The 3515-nt window shown below is 73.0% G+C and carries 2 protein-coding genes and 2 pseudogenes; all 4 read left to right on the top strand.

Going from position 1 to position 3515, the window contains the following annotated elements; all coding sequences use genetic code 11:
- Window positions 1–622 precede the first annotated feature (622 nt).
- Window positions 623–1384: pseudogene (locus M878_RS000000100615) on the top strand (CAP domain-containing protein); the annotation flags it as partial.
- 56 nt (window positions 1385–1440) lie between these two features.
- A complete protein-coding gene (locus tag M878_RS87820; RefSeq protein WP_031227017.1) occupies window positions 1441–2118 on the top strand; it encodes an AIM24 family protein in 678 nt (225 codons plus the stop codon).
- A 165-nt stretch (window positions 2119–2283) separates the two neighbouring features.
- Window positions 2284–3324: a tetratricopeptide repeat protein gene (locus M878_RS87815; RefSeq protein ID WP_023553076.1), complete on the top strand. Its 1041-nt coding sequence runs from the start codon at window positions 2284–2286 to the stop codon at window positions 3322–3324.
- Window positions 3321–3515: pseudogene (locus M878_RS49935) on the top strand (polyprenyl synthetase family protein); the annotation flags it as partial. The gene M878_RS87815 and the pseudogene M878_RS49935, both read left to right, overlap by 4 nt.

Below are 3515 nucleotides of genomic sequence, written 5' to 3'. Positions count from 1 at the left end.
GACACTGCCAGGACCCGCCGGACAGCCAACTCGCGGGCACCTCCCCGGACCCGTCCACCGGCCCACCCACGGAAGGCTCCGCAGGTCCGACGACCAGCCGACTCGCGCCAGGCCCCCGGACCCGTCGGCCAACCAACTCGCAGGCGACCCCCCGAGCCCACCCACAAGCCCACCCACGGGAAGCTCCACAGGCCCGACGACCAGCCGACCCACGGGAAACTCCACGGGTCCGCCGCCCGGCCGACCCACGCGACACTGCCCGGACCCGTCGGCCAGCCAACTCGCGGGCACCTCCCCGGACCCGACGCCCAGCCGACCCACGGGAAGCTCCGCAAGCCCGCCGCCCGGCCGACCCACCCGACACTGCCCGGACCCGCCGGCCAGCCAACTCGCGGACACCTCCCCGGACCCGTCCACCGGCCCACCCACGGAAGGCTCCGCAGGTCCGACGACCAGGCGACTCGCGGGAGGCTCCGAGAGATCGCCGTCCGGCCGACTTACGGAAGGCGCCGTGGGAGCACGGTCCGGCCCGCTCACGGAACGCTCCGCAGGAACACGGTTCGGCTCGCTCACGGAAGGCTCCGCAGGAACACGGTCAGATCCGCTCCCGGGAAGCCTCGGGGACGAGTTCCTCCGTCTCGTCAACTCGGCCCGCGCTCAGGCTGGTTCGGGGGCCGTCGGCCCTGATGCGCGTCTCGGGTCCGCCGCGCGGGCCCATGCGCGAGCCATGGCGGATGCCGGGCGGCTCGGGGCCGAGGGGCGGGACGGGGTCTCGGTGCACCAGCGCATCACTGGCGCCGGATACGCGTACGTCACCGTCGGCGAGCACCTCGTGTCCGGTCCGCGCTCCCCTGCCGAGTTCGTGGAGTACTGCCTGGGCTCGGGCCGGTCCCGGCGCATCCTGCTCGATCCGGCCTTCCGGCACGCCGCTCTGGCTCGCGCCGACGCCGGCGACCGGTACTGGACCGCACTGTGGGCCGCTCCGCTCACCCCGGACGCACTGTCGCGCACGGCCGCCGAGGTGGTCGCCCTCACCAACGCCGAGCGCGGCCGAGCCGGTCTGCCGCCGCTCGCGATGGACCCGCTGCTCACGGTCGCCGCGCAGGCGCACTGCGCGGACATGGTGGCCCGCGACTTCTATGACCACACCTCCCCCGACGGCTCCCGGCCCTGGGACCGCGCCGCGGCCGCGGGGTCCCGCCGGCGCACCATCGGCGAGAACATCGCCTGCGGCCAGCGCTCCCCCGCCGAGGTCGTGGACGGCTGGATGAACAGTCCCGGCCACCGCGCCAACATCCTGAAGCGGGAGTTCGGCCACATAGGCGTCGGCTTCACGGGTGGCGGCCGGGCGGGCACCTACTGGACCCAGCTGTTCGGTGGCTGACCGGGCACGTTCCGTGATCTTGGCGGAATGGCATCCTCCGGGACACCATGCCCCGCATGAAGGGTGATCTCTTTTCCAGTGCGCACGTGGTGCAGCCGGCTGTGGAGCCGGGCATGTCCGTCGAGAACGCCAAGTGCATCAAGTACGCCGTGAGCGGTGAGATGTACGCCCGCCAGGGCGCGATGGTCGCTTACCGGGGCGACCTCAGGTTCGAGCGCAAGGGCCAGGGTGTCGGCGGCATGCTGAAGCGCGCGGTCACCGGAGAGGGGCTGCCCCTGATGGCGGTGCGCGGCCAGGGCGAGGCCTGGTTCGCGCACGAGGCGCAGAACTGTTTCATCGTCGAGGTCGAGCCCGGTGACCAGTTCACGGTCAACGGCCGCAACGTCCTGTGTTTCGACGCCTCGCTGTCGTACGAGATCAGGACGGTGAAGGGTTCGGGCATCGCCGGCGGCGGTCTGTTCAACAGCGTGTTCAGCGGGCAGGGCCGGCTCGGTCTCGTTTGCGAGGGGAACCCGCTGGTCATCCCGGTCTCCGCGCAGTCCCCGGTGTACGTCGACACGGACGCGGTGGTCGGCTGGACCGCACATCTGCAGACCTCGCTGCACCGATCCCAGTCCATCGGCTCGATGCTGCGCGGCGGTTCAGGGGAAACGGTGCAGCTGATGCTCCAGGGCGAGGGCTTCGTCGTGGTACGGCCGAGCGAGCTGACCCCGCAGAAGGCCCAGCAGCACTGAGCCCTCACAGCGTGATCCACGTCGCACGGGCAACCCAGGCAACCCTCGTCGCCGTACCCGCGTCTTGATCGGTGACAGACCGACGCGCCCCGGTCCCTTCGGCCGGGGCGTATTTCCCCCACCCTATACACGCGATGTATACACGTCGTGTATAGAAAGGCGCGTATGTACGGCAAGGCTTTCGCCCCTGAGTACCAGGGCGCCCTGACCACCCTGTCCGTGAACTCCTCGCTGGTCGATGTGCTGGCGGAGGGCACCGAGAAGCTGCACGAGGCCGAGCGGTCCGGGCGCCCCGCCGAGGCGGCCCGCTGCGGTCTGGCCGTCGCCGAGGCGCACCGGCGGCTCGGCCACGTGGCAGACGCGGACCGGGCCTGGAAGGCGAGTTACCGCGCCGCCCGCACGGCCGGCGACACCGCGGCGATGGCATGGGCCCTGTGGAGCGGCGGCACCCTCGCCCGCCAGCGCGGGGCCTTCCCGCTGGCCTGGCGGCTGCTGGGGCTCGCGGCCGAACTCGGCGAGCGCGGCGGGGACATCGTCGTCCGCGGCTACTCGCTGGCCGGCCTCGCGGAGACCGGCCGGATCCAGGGCGACTACGCGGCGGTCGGCCGGCTGCACGAGCAGCTGCTGGCCGAGGCGCGCAAGCGCGGTGAGGCCCGGCACACCGTGTGGGCGCTGGAGGGCATCGCACAGATGCACCGCAACACCGGCGACCACGACCGCGCCTACGCGCTGTTCGAGGAGGCGGCGGAGATAGCCGAGCGGGCGGAGGACCGGCGCGGGCACGCCTGGGCGCTGCGCGGGCTCGCCGACATCCTCTCGGTGCGCGACAAGGACACCGAGGGGGCGCTGGAACTGCTGTCCCGGGCGGAGGCCGGCTGCCGCGCGATGGACCTCTCCAGCGCGCTCGCCTACAACCACAAGATGCGCGGCAACGTGCTGTATCGCGCCGGGCGTCACGCAGAGGCGCGGGACCTGTACGAGCTCGCGCTGGAGGAGTTCCGCGCCATGAGCGAGCCGCGCGGCGAGGCGCTGGCCCGGCTGGGCCTGGCCAAGTCGCTGGCGCAGCTGGGCCGGGACCGCGCGGAGACGGCAGCCGAACTCGCCGACCTGGCACGGACGTTGGAGCGGAGCGGCCTGAAGCACGCCCGGGAGATGGTGGCCCGGGCCCAGGAGGAGTTCGGTCCTGTCGCGGCGGTGGCCCGGTGACCGCGATACAGGCCCCGCCGTCGGCGCCCGAAGTCCTCGCCCGATGCGGGGACTTGGTGCGGCCCGCGCTGCGGGAGGCGGTGGGCCGGCTGCATCCGTGGGTGGCCGAGATGGCCGCGTACTCCTTCGGCTGGTGCGAGGTCGGCGGGACGCCCGTCGCCGCGCCGGGCGGCAAGGGCGTACGGCAGGCG

The organism is Streptomyces roseochromogenus subsp. oscitans DS 12.976, from assembly GCF_000497445.1.
In the GTDB taxonomy this organism is placed as follows: domain Bacteria; phylum Actinomycetota; class Actinomycetes; order Streptomycetales; family Streptomycetaceae; genus Streptomyces; species Streptomyces oscitans.
The sequence above is the reverse complement of the archived record's forward strand: the minus strand, read 5'-3'. Positions and strand labels throughout refer to the sequence as shown.

Bases quoted from the DNA above. Each gene is read 5' to 3' on its own strand.
- M878_RS87820 (WP_031227017.1), top strand. From the start codon at position 1,441: ATGAAGGGTGATCTCTTTTCCAGTGCGCACGTGGTGCAGCCGGCTGTG.
- M878_RS87815 (WP_023553076.1), top strand. From the start codon at position 2,284: ATGTACGGCAAGGCTTTCGCCCCTGAGTACCAGGGCGCCCTGACCACC.